Consider the following 14,386-nt stretch of genomic DNA (forward strand, 5'->3'; position numbering starts at 1 on the left):
GATCGATCAAACCGGTGGCATGTCGGGGCCCTGTCAGGGACACTCCGGAACCATGCCGAAACCACCTCCCACCGGCCCACTTGTCACCCGCGACACCCTCGCGGGGGAGCTGCGCGAGCTGGGTGTCCGCAGCGGCGAGATCCTCCTCGTGCACTCCTCCCTGAGCGCCCTCGGCTGGGTCTGCGGGGGCGCGGTCGCGGTGGTCCAGGGACTGCTCGACGCCCTCGGCCCGGACGGCACCCTCGTGGTCCCCACCCAGACCGGCGACCTCTCCGACCCGGCGGTGTGGAGCAATCCGCCGGTGCCCGAGGAGTGGTGGGACACGATCCGGACGGCCATGCCCGCCTACGACCCCCTCGTCACGCCCTCGCGCGGGGTCGGGGTGATCCCGGAGACGGTGCGCACCTGGCCGGGCGCCCGGCGCAGCGCGCACCCGCAGACCTCCTTCGCGGCGACAGGCCCCCGCGCGCACGCGGTCCTGGACGGCCACGCCCTCGACTGCCGCCTCGGCGAGCACAGCCCTCTGGCCCGCCTCGAGGACCTCCACGCGCGCGTGCTGCTTCTCGGCGCGGGCTACGACACCTGCACGAGCTTCCATCTCGCCGAGTACCGCGTCCCGGCCCCGCTGGTGAGGGTCGGCCGCCCGGGACCGAACGGGTGGGAGGTGGTGACGGAGGTCTCGATCACCTCGGACCGCTTCGACGAACTGGGCCACGACTTCGAGCGCGACCGGGCCGTCGTCGTACGCGGAAACGTGGGCGCGGCTGACGCCCGGCTGTTCCCGGTGGCGGACGCCGTGCGGTACGCGCAGCGGTGGCTGACGCTGCACCGGTCATGGGAGGACATCCCCCAGGCCGCCCTGGGTGGAGATCCGGGTGGAGATCCTGCACCCGCCCGTCTGCGGCGCGGGCGGCGAACCTAGACTCGGGCCCATGCGAAGTGAGCCCGTGGTCCAGGTCCACGCCCTGGTGAAGCGGTACGGCACGAAGACCGCCGTGGACGGCCTCGACCTGGTGGCCCGGGCGGGCGTGACCGCCGTACTCGGGCCGAACGGCGCGGGCAAGACGACGACGGTCGAGACCTGCGAGGGATACCGGCAGCCGGACTCCGGCACGGTACGGGTCCTGGGCCTCGACCCGGTGCGGCAGGCCCGTGAGCTGCACCCGAGGATCGGCGTGATGCTGCAGTCCGGGGGCGTGTACTCGGGCGCCCGGGCCGACGAGATGCTGCGGCACGTGGCCAGGCTCCACGCGCACCCGCTCGACGTGGACGCGCTGATCGAGCGCCTGGGCCTCGGCAGCTGCGGCAGGACGACGTACCGGCGCCTCTCCGGCGGCCAGCAGCAGCGGCTGGCGCTCGCCATGGCCGTGGTCGGCCGCCCGGAACTGGTCTTCCTGGACGAACCCACCGCCGGCCTGGACCCACAGGCCCGCCGCTCGACCTGGGACCTGGTCCGCGACCTGCGCGCGGACGGCGTCTCGGTCATCCTCACCACGCACTACATGGACGAGGCCGAGCAGCTCGCCGACGACGTGGCGATCATCGACGGCGGCCGGGTCATCGCCCAGGGCACCCCGGAGGAGCTGTGCAGGGGCGGCGCCGAGAACACCCTGCGCTTCATGGGCCGCCCCGGGCTCGACGTGGGGTCCCTCCTCAAGGCGCTCCCCGCCGACTGCACGGCCGCCGAACTGACCCCCGGCTCCTACCGGGTGGTCGGCAAGGTCAACCCGCAACTGCTGGCGACGGTGACGTCCTGGTGCGCCCAGCACGGCGTGATGCCGGAGAAGATCTCGGTGGAACGGCACACCCTGGAAGACGTCTTCCTCGAACTCACGGGCAAGGAGCTGCGCTCATGATGCCGGCCCGCACAAGGACCTGCTGGGGGTCCGGGGGTCATCCCCCGGGAAGGCACAGCCTCGAACTCACGGGCAAGGAGCTGCGCTCATGATGCCGGCCCGCACAAGGACCTGCTGGGGGTCCGGGGGTCATCCCCCGGGAAGACACAGCCTCGAACTCACGGGCAAGGAGCTGCGCTCATGATGCCGGCCCGCACAAGGACCTGCTGGGGGTCCGGGGGTCATCCCCCGGGAAGACACAGCCTCGAACTCACGGGCAAGGAGCTGCGCGCGTGACGGCCACCGGTATGTACACCCCGAAGCCGGGCGCGGCACCGCTGGGACGCATGATCGCGACCCAGGCGGTCCTGGAGACGAAGATGCTCCTGCGCAACGGCGAACAGCTCCTGCTGACGGTGGTGATCCCGACCCTGGTTCTGGTCCTGTTCAGCTCGGTGGACATCATCGACACGGCCGAGGGCAAGGCGGTGGACTTCCTCACCCCCGGCGTCCTGGCCCTCGCGGTCATGTCGACGGCCTTCACGGGCCAGGCGATCGCGACCGGCTTCGAACGCCGATACGGCGTCCTGAAGCGCTTGGCCTCCTCCCCGCTCCCCCGCTGGGGCCTGATGACGGCGAAAACGGCGTCGGTCCTGGTGACGGAGATCCTCCAGGTGATCCTCCTGACGGTGATCGCCTTCGCGCTGGGCTGGTCCCCGCACGGCAACCCGTTGTCCGTGCTGCTCCTGCTGATCCTGGGCACGGCGGCGTTCTCGGGCCTCGGCCTCCTGATGGCAGGCACCCTGAAGGCGGAGGCGACCCTGGCCGCGGCGAACCTGGTCTTCCTCCTGCTGCTGGTGGGCGGCGGAGTGATGGTCCCCCTGTCCAAGTTCCCTTCAGGTACCCAGGACGTACTGAGCCTGCTGCCGATCACGGCCCTGTCGGACGGCCTGCGGGACGTGTTGCAGCACGGCGCCGGGATGCCGTGGGGCGACCTGGGGATCCTGGCGGTGTGGGCCGTGGCGGGTCTGGCCCTGGCCGGACGCTTCTTCCGCTGGGAGTAGGGGCCCTCGTGAACGTATGCACAAGCGGCCCCCTACGATGGAACGCGTGCCGAACCTGACCCGCGCCGACGCCGTAGCGGCCGTCCGCAACCCGCTCGCCTTCATCGCCGCACGCTGGACCCCGACTCCCCGGACGGTTCAGCGGGCTGCTCTCGCCGCGCTCGTCATGGCGGTGGTCATCGTGGTCACCGGCGGTGCGGTGCGGCTGACCGGGTCGGGGCTCGGGTGCCCGACCTGGCCCACGTGCACGGACGACTCGCTGACCGCGACCCGCGCGATGGGGGTGCACGGTGCCATCGAGTTCGGCAACCGGATGCTCACCTATGTGCTGTGCGCCGCCGTCGGATGGGCGATCATCGCCGCGCGCTCCGAGAAGCCGTACCGGCGCAGCCTGAACCGGCTGGGCTGGGCGCAGTTCTGGATCGTGATGAGCAACGCGATCCTCGGCGGCATCGTGGTCCTCGTGGGTCTCAACCCGTACACCGTCGCGGCCCACTTCGTGGCGACGACGGCCCTGATCACGGTCGCCGCGGTGATGTGGCAGCGCACCCGCGAGGGCGACACGGCACCCCGCCCGCTGGTCGGCAAGCCGGTGCAGCAGCTGGTGTGGTTCCTGGTCGCGGCCGCCGCTCTGCTGATCCTCGTTGGCACCGTCGTGACCGGCGCCGGACCGCACGCCGGTGACTCCAGCGAGGTCGAGCGGATGCCGCTGGACTGGGAGACGGTGGCCAAGGCGCACGCGGTCCTGGCCTGGATCGTGGTGTCGCTGACCTTCGCCCTGTGGTTCATCCTCAAGGCGGTCGACGCCCCCAAGGGCCCCCTGCACCGCACCCGCGACCTCTTCCTGGTCCTCCTCTCCCAGGGCGTCATCGGCTACGTCCAGTACTTCACCGACCTGCCCGAGTTCCTGGTCGGCCTGCACATGCTCGGCTCGGCCCTGGTGTGGATCGCGGTCCTGCGTGTCCTGCTGGCCCTGCGGGAGCGGTCCGAGGGTGAGGCGGCCGAGGTCCCGGCTCAGTCGTACGCGCCCACCAGTTCGTCGATCGCCGGGCCCAGGTAGGTCCGCGTCAGCTCGGCCCGGCGCTGCGTCCACCCCTCGGCAGCGGGCGGGACATCGCCGTAGCGCCGCCCCCGGATGTCCTCGACGACCTCCACGGGCGCCCCGAGTCCCGGCAGCAGTTCGAGCGCCTCGCGTTTGCTGATCAGTCGCCCCTCCCGCAGGGTGACGCTCGCGCGGGCGAAGGTCAGCAGCCCCAGGTCGACCCACACGTCCCTGGTCCACAGCGGGGCGGTGTCGAGGGCCGGGCGCCAGAAGTCGCGCTGGTCACGGACGACGAAGTCGGTGAGCTCGCGGTCCGATACCGGCGGCAGCAGTTCCGCGGGAGGTTTCCCCAGCAGCACCCGCCCGAAGCTGTGCAGTTCGCGCCGGGTCACCGGGGTGACCGGCCGCTTGAAGAGCTCCTCGTGCGCCCAGGTGAGGTGGCGGCGCCCCATGCCGGCCGCAGGCGTCAGGTAGGTGCAGTGCAGTTGCCCGGCCAGCGGCTCGGCCCGCAGCCGGGCGTGCGTCTTCGCCAGCCGCCAGACCGTGCGGGGCGTCAGCGAGGGCAGGACGGCGATCAGGTCCAGGTCGCTGCGGCCCTCCTGGTAGTCGCCGCCCGCGAGGGAGCCGTGGGCCCAGACGGCGACGGGGGCGAGCGGGGCGAGCCCGGTCAGGAAGCGGTCCAGTAACACCTCGGTCTGCATGCGCCCCATCCTGTACAGCTCACTCCAGCCTGTACACCCTGCGCGCGTTCCCCGCCGCGATCAGCCCCGCCACCCGCTGCGCGTCCGCCGGCGACCAGGACCCCTCGGCGACCCAGCCACCCAGCACCCGAGCCAGTGCCTCGCGGAACAGGCGGGCGCCCACGACATGCAGTTCGGGCAGGCTGTGGGCTCCGCTGGAAAAGACGATCTTGCCGAAGGGGGCCAGTTCCAGGATCTCCGCGAGGACGGTCGCCGCGCGGGCGCCGGTGCGGACGAGGGCGGCTCCGGAGTCGGCGTAGACGTGCGGGAAGACGCCGGCGAGATGGGCGGCGTGCCGGTGGTAGGGGTAGCTGTGCAGCAGGACGAGGTCGGTGCCGAGACCCGCGGTGGCCCGGACGAAGTCGGTGAGCAGGACCGGATCGGTGCGGTCGATGCGCACTCTCGGTTCGCCGAGCCCGGCGTGCAGCTGGAGGGGCAGGCCCGAGGCGGCCGCGATCCACAGCAGGTGCCGTAGGAGAACGGGGTCGGACAGTTCGCCGCCCACCCGGCGACCCGCCAGCCACCGGCCCGCCGCGCCCCGCACCTCTCCCGGCCCCGGTGGCTCGGGCGCGAGCGCCAGGCCGTGCCGTACCCCCGCCACCGACGTGAAGGCGACCGCGCTCGCGGCGGCTCCGTGCACCGACTCGGCGAGGTTGGCGAGGAAAGACTCCACGGTGCCGGAGGTGTCGGCGACCTGTTCGGCGAGGAGCTCCAGGCGCACGATCTCGCGGGCCTCGGCGGCCGCGGCGGAGGCCAGCTCGGTGGGTCCCGTGAGGTCGCCGGGCAGCCCGGTGTCGACCAGATAGGTCGTGATTCCACTGCCGCGCAGCAGCCTGCGGCCCGCTTCCAGCACACCCAGTTCCCGGCGCCGGGCCAGATAGCGGGCGGGCGGACAGTGCGGTTCCAGGCCGAGCAGGGGCGGGCACCATCGTCGTACGGCGAAACCCGTCTGGGTGTCGAACAGCGTGGTCCCCGGGGCGGGCGGGCCCTCGGTGCGGGCCAGCTGGGTCTCGAAGGTGCCGAGACCCAGCTCCGTCCTCAGTACGCCGTGGCAGTACTGGTCCACGAGGGACGGCGTTTCGATCATCCGGGCTCCCCGTTGCTGGACCGTGTCGCTGCTCACAGGTCCTAACGGGTGAACCGGGCATCAGGTGTTGGTGTCACACACCCCGTGCGAAGCGCTCCGCGGGCTGAACCGTCTCGCCCACCGCGAGGGATGACACCGGCCGTCCGCGACTGCGGGCCCGTCGTGGCTGATCGCGCCCACGCGGCGGGCCGCACGTCGAAGCAGCCCCGCGACCCTTCGGGGCGCGTCTGATCAGCCGTTGCTCGGTCCGCCGACCTGGATGCCCGCCATCCGGGTCCACTCGTACGGCCCCGTCCTCACCTTCGCGGCGAACTCGCCGTCGAAGTCCTCGTGGACCGTGATGCCGGACTTCTCGACGGCCTTCTCGGCGATCTCGTACGAGGGGGCCACCAGGTCGCCCCAACCGCCGTCCTCGCCGACGAGGACGATCCGGGTGCCGCGCTCACCGATGTAGGCCAGCTGTCCCTCGGCGCCGCCGTGCTCCTTGGAGAAGGCGCTGATCTGCTTGGCGAGCCGGGCGGCCTTGCGCTCGGCCTTCGCGTCAACCTGCTGCGTGTCTGCCATGACCAGGATGCTACCGACGGGTAGGGGGAACGGCGACGTGACCCTTACCTCAGGAAGGGGTCGACCGCCACCGCGAGGAAGAGGATCGACACATAGGTGATCGACCAGTGGAACAGCCGCATCTCCTTGAGCTTCGCGCCCGTCACCTCGGCCTTGGCGCGGTTCTGCAGCCCGTGCGCCTCCCACAGCCAGAAGCCGCCCGCGAGCAGCGCGACCGCGGTGTAGAACCAGCCGGTGTAGCCGAGCGGCGTCAGCAGCAGCGAGACCGCGACCATCACCCAGCTGTAGATGACGATCTGCCTGGCGACCACCTTGTTGGAGGCGACGACCGGCAGCATCGGCACGCCCACGCGCGCGTAGTCCTCGCGGACCTTCATGGACAGCGGCCAGTAGTGCGGCGGCGTCCAGAAGAACATGACCAGGAAGAGGATGATCGGCGCCCACGACATGGAGTTCGTGACGGACGACCAGCCGATGAGGACCGGCAGGCAGCCGGCGATGCCGCCCCACACGATGTTCTGCGAGGTACGGCGCTTGAGGATCATCGTGTAGACGACGACGTAGAAGAGGAGCGCGCCGAGGGAGAGCCAGGCGCTCAGCCAGTTGACGGCGAGTCCGAACAGGAGCGTCGAGACGACCGCCAGCGTGATGCCGAAGGCCAGACACTCGCGCGGCGACACCATGCCGGTCACCAGTGGACGCTGCGAGGTGCGGTCCATCAGGGCGTCGATGTCGCGGTCGATGTACATGTTGAGCGCGTTGGCGCCGCCTGCCGAGAGGTAGCCGCCGACGCAGGTGAGCAGGACCAGCTTCAGGTCCGGCACACCCTGCTGCGCCAGGAACATCACCGGAACGGTGGTGATCAGCAGCAGCTCGATGATCCGCGGCTTGGTCAGCGCCACGAACGCCTTGACACGGGCCCCGAACGGCCGGTGAACCGGGCTCTGGCTCGCACCGAGCACACCCGCTGGACGGGATTCGACGGCCGTCACGCACACCCCTACAGAGACATCCCAGCAAGCCTCACCCGTGTGAAGTCCCGGTAAAGGCTCGCGCGTACCACGCCACTGTAGACGTTGCCCATACCCGGGCATTCGCGGGGGTCGAGTCGTGTCCGAGGACGGCCCCGGAAGAGCTCGGCGTCACTCGGTTGAGCACTCGTACGAGCGGCTGCGTATTCACTTGCCGAATGCCGGTACGGGCCAGTCGGGAGGCGGATCCCCGCCCGGCCCGGCAGTCTGGAATGACTCGAAAAAACGCACGTACTTGCGGGGGTAGGCTCGACAACGGCCGGGCGTCCCGTGCACCGGCATTTCGACATGCGTGACATGTGGAGAGGAGCCCTGACCCAGGGTGAGCACCAAGCCGACCACCACAGACCTCGAGTGGACCGAGCTGGACCAGCGGGCCGTGGACACCGCCCGCGTCCTGGCCGCCGACGCCGTACAGAAGGTCGGCAACGGCCATCCCGGTACGGCGATGAGCCTGGCTCCCGCCGCCTACACCCTCTTCCAGAAGGTGATGCGGCACGACCCGGCCGACCCCGACTGGGTCGGGCGCGACCGCTTCGTGCTGTCCGCCGGCCATTCGTCCCTGACCCTGTACACCCAGCTGTACCTGGCCGGTTTCGGCCTGGAGCTGGACGACCTGAAGGCGTTCCGCACCTGGGGCTCGAAGACCCCGGGCCACCCGGAGTACGGCCACACCAAGGGCGTCGAGACGACCACCGGTCCGCTCGGCCAGGGTGTCGCCAACGCCGTCGGCATGGCGATGGCCGCCCGCTACGAGCGCGGTCTGTTCGACCCGGAGGCCCCCGAGGGCACCTCCCCCTTCGACCACTTCGTCTTCGCCATCGCCGGTGACGGCTGCCTCCAGGAGGGCATCTCCGCCGAGGCGTCCTCGATGGCCGGTCACCAGAAGCTCGGCAACCTCATCCTGCTGTGGGACGACAACCACATCTCGATCGAGGGCGACACCGAGACGGCCGTCTCCGAGGACACCGTCAAGCGCTACGAGGCGTACGGCTGGCACGTGCAGCGCGTCGCCCCGAAGCCGGACGGCGACATCGACCCGCACGCGATCTACAACGCGATCGAGGCCGCGAAGCAGGTGACGGACAAGCCGTCCTTCATCGCGATGCGCTCGATCATCGCCTGGCCCGCCCCGAACGCCCAGAACACCGAAGCCGCGCACGGCTCGGCGCTCGGCGACGACGAGGTCGCGGCGACCAAGCGGGTGCTGGGCTTCGACCCGGAGCAGTCCTTCGAGGTCGCGGACGAGGTCATCGACCACACCCGCCAGGCGCTGGAGCGCGGCCGTCAGGCCAGGGCCGAGTGGGAGAAGTCCTTCCAGGAGTGGCGGAACAACAACTCCGAGCGCGCGGCCGAGTTCGACCGCATCGCCGCGGGTGAGCTGCCCAAGGACTGGGAGTCGGCGATTCCGGTCTTCGAGCCCGGCAAGGGTGTCGCCACGCGTGCCGCGTCCGGCAAGGTCCTCCAGGCCCTCGGCGCGGTCATCCCCGAGCTGTGGGGCGGCTCCGCCGACCTCGCGGGCTCGAACAACACCACGATCGACAAGAACAGTTCGTTCCTCCCGGCGGACAACCCGCTGCCGGAGGCGGACCCGTACGGCCGCACGATCCACTTCGGCATCCGCGAGCACTCCATGGCCGCGGAGATGAACGGCATCGCGCTGCACGGCAACACCCGTATCTACGGCGGTACGTTCCTCGTCTTCTCCGACTACATGCGCAACGCCGTCCGGCTCTCGGCGTTGATGCACCTGCCGGTGACGTACGTGTGGACGCACGACTCCATCGGCCTCGGCGAGGACGGACCGACGCACCAGCCGGTCGAGCACATCGCCGCGCTGCGCGCGATCCCCGGCCTGAACGTGGTCCGCCCGGCCGACGCCAACGAGACGGCGATCGCCTGGCGCGAGATTCTCAAGCGCTGGACCAAGGAGTTCGGCAAGGGTGCCCCGCACGGCCTGGCGCTGACCCGTCAGGGCGTGCCGACGTACGAGCCCAACGAGGACGCCGTCAAGGGCGGTTACGTCCTGTTCGAGGCCTCCACCGGGACGCCCGAGGTCATCCTCATCGCCACCGGTTCCGAGGTGCACGTGGCCGTCGAGGCACGCGAGCAGCTGGAGGCCGACGGGGTGCCGACGCGCGTCGTCTCCATGCCGTCCGTGGAGTGGTTCGAGGAGCAGGACCAGGGGTACCGGGACAGCGTCCTGCCCCCGGCCGTGAGGGCCCGTGTCGCGGTGGAGGCGGGTATCGGCCTTACCTGGCACAAGTACGTCGGGGACGCCGGTCGCATCGTTTCCCTGGAGCACTTCGGTGCTTCCGCGGACGGCAAGGTCCTCTTCCAGGAGTTCGGCTTCACCGGCGAGAACGTGGCCGCGAAGGCGCGGGAATCTCTCGCCGCCGCCCAGCGCTGACGCTCACATACGACACGTAGGAGATGTAATTCCATGACAGACGCACTCAAGCGCCTCTCCGAGGAAGGCGTGGCGATCTGGCTGGACGACCTGTCGCGCAAGCGGATCACGTCCGGCAACCTCGCCGAGCTGATCGACCAGCAGCACGTCGTGGGCGTCACCACCAACCCGTCGATCTTCCAGAAGGCGATCTCCGAGGGCGACGGCTACGACCAGCAGCTGTCCGACCTCGCCGCCCGCAAGGTCACGGTCGAAGAGGCCATCCGCATGATCACCACGGCGGACGTCCGGGACGCGGCCGACATCCTGCGCCCGGTCTTCGACGCCACGGGTGGCCAGGACGGTCGCGTGTCGATCGAGGTCGACCCGCGCCTGGCGCACAACACCAAGGCGACGGTCGCCGAGGCCAAGCAGCTCGCCTGGCTGGTCGACCGCCCCAACACCCTCATCAAGATCCCGGCCGCCCGCGCCGGCATCCCGGCGATCACCGAGGTCATCGGCCTCGGGATCAGCGTCAACGTCACGCTGATCTTCTCGCTCGAGCGCTACCGCGAGGTGATGGACGCCTTCCTGGCCGGCCTGGAGAAGGCCAAGGAGCGGGGTCTCGACCTGTCGAAGATCCACTCCGTGGCGTCCTTCTTCGTGTCCCGTGTGGACACCGAGATCGACAAGCGCATCGACGCGCTCGGCACCGACGAGGCCAAGGCCGCCCGCGGCAAGGCCGGCGTCGCCAACGCGCGCCTCGCCTACCAGGCGTACGAGGAGGTCTTCTCGGGCGAGCGCTGGTCGAAGCTGGAGAACGCCGGCGCCAACAAGCAGCGTCCGCTGTGGGCCTCGACCGGTGTCAAGGACAAGGCCTACAAGGACACGCTGTACGTCGACGAGCTGGTGGCGCCGAACACGGTGAACACCATGCCGGAGGCGACCCTGTTCGCCACCGAGGACCACGGCCAGATCCGCGGCAACGCGGTCGCCGGTACGTACGAGCAGGCCCGTGCGGAACTCGACGCCGTCGAGAAGCTCGGTATCTCGTACGACGAGGTGGTGCAGCTCCTGGAGGACGAGGGCGTCGAGAAGTTCGAGGCGTCGTGGAACGACCTGCTCAAGTCGACCGAGGCGGAGCTTCAGCGCCTCGCCCCATCGGAGGGCTGAACTCTTGTCGAGCAGCAACCCGCTGCGTGACCCCGCCGACCGACGGCTCCCGCGTATCGCGGGGCCGTCGGGCCTGGTCATCTTCGGCGTCACGGGCGATTTGTCACGAAAGAAGCTCATGCCCGCCGTGTACGACCTCGCGAACCGGGGTCTGCTGCCACCGGGCTTTTCGCTGGTCGGCTTCGCCCGGCGGGACTGGGAGAACGAGGACTTCGCGGAAGTCGTCCACGACGCCGTCAAGGAGCACGCCAGGACACCGTTCCGCGAGGAGGTCTGGCAGCAGCTCATCCAGGGGATGCGCTTCGTCCAGGGCACTTTCGACGACGACGACTCGTTCGAGCGGCTGCGCGACACCATCGACGAACTCGACAAGGCACAGGGCACCGGCGGCAACTTCGCCTTCTACCTGTCCGTGCCGCCGTCCGCCTTCCCCGTGGTCATCCAGCAGCTGAAGAAGCACCGGCTGGCCGACCAGTCGAGCGGCTCCTGGCGGCGCGCGGTCATCGAGAAGCCCTTCGGCCACAACCTCAAGTCGGCCGAGGAGCTCAACGCGACCGTCGAGGAGGTCTTCGCCCCGGACCAGGTCTTCCGCATCGACCACTACCTGGGCAAGGAGACCGTCCAGAACATCCTGGCGCTGCGCTTCGCCAACACGATGTTCGAGCCGATCTGGAACCGGTCCTTCGTGGAGCACGTGCAGATCACGATGGCCGAGGACATCGGCATCGGCGGCCGGGCCGGCTACTACGACGGCATCGGCGCCGCCCGTGACGTCATCCAGAACCACCTGCTCCAGCTCCTGGCCCTCACGGCCATGGAGGAGCCCGCCTCCTTCGACGCGGACGCGCTGGCAGCCGAGAAGACCAAAGTGCTCGGCGCGGTGAAGCTGCCGAAGGACCTGGGCCGGGACACCGTGCGCGGACAGTACGCGGCGGGCTGGCAGGGCGGCGAGAAGGCGGTCGGCTACCTCCAGGAAGACGGCATCGACCCGCAGTCCAAGACCGACACGTACGCGGCCATCAAGGTGGAGATCGACAACCGCCGCTGGGCGGGCGTCCCCTTCTACCTGCGCACCGGCAAGCGGCTCGGCCGCCGGGTCACCGAGATCGCGGTGGTCTTCCAGCGGGCACCGCACTCCCCCTTCGACACGACGGCCACCGAGGAGCTCGGCTCCAACGCGATCGTCATCCGCGTCCAGCCCGACGAGGGCGTCACCGTCCGCTTCGGCTCCAAGGTGCCGGGCACCTCGATGGAGATCCGGGACGTGTCCATGGACTTCGCCTACGGCGAGTCGTTCACGGAGTCCTCGCCCGAGGCGTACGAGCGCCTGATCCTCGACGTCCTGCTCGGCGACTCGAACCTCTTCCCCCGCACGGAGGAGGTCGAGCTGTCCTGGAAGATCCTCGACCCGATCGAGGAGTACTGGGACACGCACGGCAAGCCCGCCCAGTACCCCTCCGGTACCTGGGGCCCGGTCGAGGCGGACGAAATGCTCGCACGAGAGGGACGGAGCTGGCGCCGGCCATGAAGACAGACCTCACGGACACCACCGCCAGCAAGATCAACAAGGAGCTGGTCAAGGGCCGCCGGGCCATCGGCACACCGGCCGTCGGCATGGTGCTCACGCTGGTCATCGTCACGGACGAGGAGAACGCCTACGACGCCCTCAAGGCCGCCAACGACGCGTCCCGCGAGCACCCCTCGCGCACGCTGGTGGTCATCAAGCGGGTGTCGAGGAGTCCTCGTGACCGCACCCAGTCCCGCCTCGACGCCGAGGTGCGGGTGGGCGCCGACGCCGGCACCGGCGAGACGGTGGTGCTGCGGCTGTACGGCGAGGTCGTCGACCACGCCCAGTCGGTCGTCCTTCCGCTGCTGCTGCCGGACGCGCCGGTCGTCGTCTGGTGGCCGGTGGACGCACCGCTCGACCCGGCCGGGGACCCGCTCGGGGCGCTCGCCCAGCGGCGGGTCACCGACACCTACTCCTCCGAGCAGCCGGTGCGCGAGCTGACGGCGCGCGCCGACACCTACACCCCGGGCGACACCGACCTGTCCTGGACCCGGATCACGCCGTGGCGCTCGATGCTGGCCGCCGCGCTCGACCAGGTCACCTGCAAGGTGGACGCCGTCGAGGTGGAGGGCGAGGAGTTCAACCCGAGCTGCGAGCTGCTGGCGATGTGGCTGGCGGACCGGCTGGACGTGCCGGTGAAGCGGTCGCTGTCGAGCGGTCCGGGCCTCACGGCCGTACGCCTGCACACGGACAGCGGTCCGATCGTCCTGGACCGCGCGGACGGCTCGCTCGCCACGCTCTCCATCCAGGGCCAGCCGGACCGGGCGGTGGCGCTCAAGCGCCGGGACACCGCCGAGCTGATCGCGGAGGAGCTGCGCCGGCTGGACCCGGACGACACGTACGCCTCCGCGCTGCGGTTCGGGGTGGAACGGCTGAACCCGTCGGCGCCCTTTCCGGAACCGGCTCCCAAAGGAGAACCCGGCTCCGCCGTCGGCGAACCCGACTCCGGATATTCCGTCTCCGCGGAGCCGGTCGCAGCCGGAGCCTCCGCGGAAGTCGCCGTCAAAGCCCCTGTCCAGGGCCCTGCGAAAGCTTCCGGGGAGGAAGCGGCGCCGTCGGCATCGCTGAAGCCGGTCCCTTCCGGCCTGTCCGGGAAGGCGGCGAAGTGAGCACCCCGCAGCTCGTCGTGCACCACGACAAGGAGCTGATGGCCCAGGCCGCTGCGGCCCGTCTGATCACGAAGATCGTGGACGCACAGGCCTCCCGGGGCTCGGCGTCCGTGGTCCTCACGGGCGGCCGCAACGGCAACGGCCTGCTCGCCGCGCTGGCCGCGGCGCCCGCCCGGGACGCCGTCGACTGGAGCCGTCTGGACCTGTGGTGGGGCGACGAGCGCTTCCTGCCCGAGGGCGATCCGGAGCGCAACGTCACGCAGGCCCGCGAGGCCCTGCTGGACGCCGTACCGCTGGACCCGAAGCGTGTGCATGCCATGCCTGCGTCGGACGGTCCCCACGGGCACGACGTCGAGGCCGCGGCGGCGGCCTACGCCGAGGAGCTGGCCCGTGCGGCCGGTCCCGAGAACCATGGCGCGGTCCCGACCTTCGACGTCCTGATGCTGGGCGTGGGCCCGGACACCCACGTGGCGTCCCTGTTCCCGGAGCTCCCCGCGGTACGGGAGACCGAGCGCACGGTCGTCGGCGTCCACGGCGCCCCGAAGCCACCGCCGACCCGGGTCACCCTCACGCTGCCCGCCATCCGCGCGGCCCGTGAGGTCTGGCTCCTGGCGGCCGGCGAGGACAAGGCCCAGGCCGCGGCGATCGCCCTGTTCGGCGCGGGTGAGATCCAGGCGCCGGCGGCCGGGGCCCGTGGCCGGGCCCGCACTTTGTGGCTGCTGGACTCGGCGGCGGCCTCCCAGCTGCCGAGGTCGCTGTATCCGCCGGCTTCGTCGTAACAGCCG

The 14,386-nt window shown here is 70.6% G+C and carries 13 protein-coding genes; 9 read left to right on the plus strand and 4 right to left on the minus strand.

Translation table 11 applies throughout. The features are described 5' to 3' along the window. Positions 1-52: 52 nt before the first annotated feature. The 4 genes from QF027_RS12365 (at position 53) to QF027_RS12380 (ending at position 3,959) form a co-directional block, all read left to right on the plus strand. Positions 53-922, plus strand: coding sequence for an aminoglycoside N(3)-acetyltransferase (locus QF027_RS12365; protein WP_307074477.1), 870 nt, complete (start codon positions 53-55; stop codon positions 920-922). Between the two features lie 10 nt (positions 923-932). Further along, the gene (locus QF027_RS12370) at positions 933-1,856 is read left to right on the plus strand and encodes an ABC transporter ATP-binding protein (RefSeq protein WP_306983167.1); all 924 of its coding nucleotides are present in this window, start codon (positions 933-935) and stop codon (positions 1,854-1,856) included. Between the two features lie 272 nt (positions 1,857-2,128). After that, positions 2,129-2,899 (plus strand): ABC transporter permease, encoded by a 771-nt coding sequence (locus tag QF027_RS12375; protein ID WP_307074479.1) that lies wholly within the window; start codon positions 2,129-2,131, stop codon positions 2,897-2,899. A 37-nt stretch (positions 2,900-2,936) separates the two neighbouring features. Next, positions 2,937-3,959 (plus strand): COX15/CtaA family protein, encoded by a 1,023-nt coding sequence (locus tag QF027_RS12380; RefSeq protein ID WP_307074481.1) that lies wholly within the window; start codon positions 2,937-2,939, stop codon positions 3,957-3,959. Here QF027_RS12380 and QF027_RS12385 read toward each other — a convergent pair. The 4 genes from QF027_RS12385 to QF027_RS12400 all read right to left on the minus strand — a co-directional run bounded on the left by QF027_RS12385 (position 3,914) and on the right by QF027_RS12400 (position 7,330). Next, positions 3,914-4,642 (minus strand): nucleotidyltransferase domain-containing protein, encoded by a 729-nt coding sequence (locus QF027_RS12385; protein WP_307074483.1) that lies wholly within the window; start codon positions 4,640-4,642, stop codon positions 3,914-3,916. The two genes, QF027_RS12380 and QF027_RS12385, sit on opposite strands and share 46 nt — an antisense overlap. Before the next feature lie 19 nt (positions 4,643-4,661). Beyond that, entirely contained in the window at positions 4,662-5,768 is a 1,107-nt protein-coding gene (locus tag QF027_RS12390) for an amidohydrolase family protein (RefSeq protein WP_307074485.1), read from the minus strand. 231 nt (positions 5,769-5,999) lie between these two features. Next, complete coding sequence (locus tag QF027_RS12395; protein ID WP_307074488.1) at positions 6,000-6,332, minus strand: hypothetical protein; 333 nt, start codon at positions 6,330-6,332, stop codon at positions 6,000-6,002. Positions 6,333-6,376: 44 nt separating this feature from the next. Then, the gene (locus tag QF027_RS12400; protein WP_062038391.1) at positions 6,377-7,330 is read right to left on the minus strand and encodes a heme o synthase; all 954 of its coding nucleotides are present in this window, start codon (positions 7,328-7,330) and stop codon (positions 6,377-6,379) included. A gap of 355 nt (positions 7,331-7,685) precedes the next feature. Between QF027_RS12400 and tkt the strand changes: the two genes are divergently transcribed. The 5 genes from tkt to pgl are packed head-to-tail and all read left to right on the plus strand — an operon-like array spanning position 7,686 to position 14,380. Next, the gene (gene tkt / locus QF027_RS12405; protein ID WP_307074490.1) at positions 7,686-9,773 is read left to right on the plus strand and encodes a transketolase; all 2,088 of its coding nucleotides are present in this window, start codon (positions 7,686-7,688) and stop codon (positions 9,771-9,773) included. Positions 9,774-9,806: 33 nt separating this feature from the next. Next, on the plus strand, positions 9,807-10,925 hold the full coding sequence (gene tal, locus QF027_RS12410) for a transaldolase (protein ID WP_307074492.1): 1,119 nt from the start codon (positions 9,807-9,809) through the stop codon (positions 10,923-10,925). A 4-nt stretch (positions 10,926-10,929) separates the two neighbouring features. Further along, positions 10,930-12,453 carry a glucose-6-phosphate dehydrogenase gene (gene zwf, locus QF027_RS12415; RefSeq protein ID WP_306983148.1) on the plus strand — a complete coding sequence of 508 codons (1,524 nt, stop codon included), beginning with the start codon at positions 10,930-10,932 and terminating at the stop codon, positions 12,451-12,453. After that, a complete protein-coding gene (gene opcA, locus QF027_RS12420; RefSeq protein ID WP_307074494.1) occupies positions 12,450-13,601 on the plus strand; it encodes a glucose-6-phosphate dehydrogenase assembly protein OpcA in 1,152 nt (383 codons plus the stop codon). The genes zwf and opcA overlap by 4 nt, the downstream gene beginning before the upstream one ends. Continuing rightward, a complete protein-coding gene (gene pgl / locus QF027_RS12425) occupies positions 13,598-14,380 on the plus strand; it encodes a 6-phosphogluconolactonase (protein WP_307074497.1) in 783 nt (260 codons plus the stop codon). The genes opcA and pgl overlap by 4 nt, the downstream gene beginning before the upstream one ends. Positions 14,381-14,386 lie beyond the last annotated feature (6 nt).

It is taken from the genome of Streptomyces canus, from assembly GCF_030816965.1.
In the GTDB taxonomy this organism is placed as follows: Bacteria; Actinomycetota; Actinomycetes; order Streptomycetales; family Streptomycetaceae; genus Streptomyces; species Streptomyces canus_E.

Coding starts and splice junctions, on each gene's coding strand:
- QF027_RS12365 (WP_307074477.1), top strand. CDS start 53: ATGCCGAAACCACCTCCCACCGGCCCACTTGTCACCCGCGACACCCTC.
- QF027_RS12370 (WP_306983167.1), top strand. CDS start 933: ATGCGAAGTGAGCCCGTGGTCCAGGTCCACGCCCTGGTGAAGCGGTAC.
- QF027_RS12380 (WP_307074481.1), top strand. CDS start 2,937: ATGGAACGCGTGCCGAACCTGACCCGCGCCGACGCCGTAGCGGCCGTC.
- QF027_RS12385 (WP_307074483.1), bottom strand. CDS start 4,642: ATGCAGACCGAGGTGTTACTGGACCGCTTCCTGACCGGGCTCGCCCCG.
- QF027_RS12390 (WP_307074485.1), bottom strand. CDS start 5,768: ATGATCGAAACGCCGTCCCTCGTGGACCAGTACTGCCACGGCGTACTG.
- QF027_RS12395 (WP_307074488.1), bottom strand. CDS start 6,332: ATGGCAGACACGCAGCAGGTTGACGCGAAGGCCGAGCGCAAGGCCGCC.
- tal (WP_307074492.1), top strand. CDS start 9,807: ATGACAGACGCACTCAAGCGCCTCTCCGAGGAAGGCGTGGCGATCTGG.
- opcA (WP_307074494.1), top strand. CDS start 12,450: ATGAAGACAGACCTCACGGACACCACCGCCAGCAAGATCAACAAGGAG.